Below are 1,198 nucleotides of genomic sequence, written 5' to 3' on the forward strand. Positions count from 1 at the left end.
TAGGCGGTAGGGAATGTTTACTTTTTGTGACTCTTTATGTATGAGGTTTGTATTTAAGATTTAATAGAGTATACTGCAGGCAGCCTAGAAAGCCCGGCTATTTTTTTATGTTCTGTGTTTAGACTTGCTAGTAATAGTGTTCAACCCGGTAAGCATAAGTTATATCCAGTTTTTCGGCGATTTTATGTTTTAGTTTTTTAGTCAGGATATGATTATGTCAGATAGAGTTACTGGTAAAGTTAAGTTTTTCAACGAATCTAAAGGTTTTGGTTTCATCGAGCAGGAAAATGGCCCAGACGTGTTTGTACACTTCAGCGCTATTCAATCTGATGGCTTCAAGACTCTTGCTGAAGGTCAGACTGTAGAATTTACAGTTGGTACTGGTCAGAAAGGTCCACAAGCTGAGAACGTTACTCCTATGTAATTTCTCTCGATGAGCATGCTACCCTCGTGGTATCAGCTTATTGAAAAAGAGCGCTTTTTAGCGCTCTTTTTTTTGCCTGTAAAAAATGCAGAGTGAGCAGTTCGCATGAGAGTGCTTGACGCCGAACTCCTAATAAACTCTTGGTTTAGCGTGAAATCGAGGGCTATGAGTGGTATCTTTTCGCTTTTATCGTGAAGGGAAGTAGGTATGAGCTCCAAACTGAGCGGCAAAAAGATATTACTTGGGATAACCGGCGGTATCGCAGCTTACAAATCTGCAGACCTGTGCAGGCAGCTCGTTAAGGCTGGCGCACAAGTACGTGTTGTGATGAGTAGGGGAGCTCAGCAATTTATTACCCCACTTAGCCTGCAGGCTTTGTCTGGTAACCCCGTCCAAACTGAACTGTTAGACTCCGATGCAGAAGCAGGAATGGGTCACATTGAACTGGCAAAATGGCCAGATCTTATCTTGGTTGCTCCAGCCACAGCTGACTTTTTAGCGAGATATGCTCAAGGTATGGCGGGCGACTTGCTTAATACTTTGCTGTTGGCTAGTACTGCTCAGGTATTCCTGGCGCCTGCAATGAATCAGGCTATGTGGTTGAACCCACTGACTCGGCGGAATATTTCTGAATTGACTAAAACTCTGGGGTCTGCAGTGACAATCCTGGGGCCAGCACAGGGAGAACAAGCCTGTGGGGATGTCGGTCCTGGCAGAATGTTAGAGCCCGCGGAGCTGTGTGAGTCGCTAGAGATATTAATTACTAAAGAACCA

At 44.5% G+C, this 1,198-nt stretch carries 2 protein-coding genes; both read left to right on the plus strand.

Translation table 11 applies throughout. The features are described 5' to 3' along the window. Nucleotides 1-214 precede the first annotated feature (214 nt). A complete protein-coding gene (locus A3757_RS00505) occupies nt 215-424 on the plus strand; it encodes a cold-shock protein (protein WP_068512589.1) in 210 nt (69 codons plus the stop codon). 207 nt (nt 425-631) lie between these two features. Beyond that, nucleotides 632-1,198 (plus strand): flavoprotein (locus A3757_RS00510; protein WP_304439153.1); only part of this gene is annotated, 567 nt, incomplete at its 3' end.

It is taken from the genome of Oleiphilus sp. HI0117 (assembly GCF_001635235.1).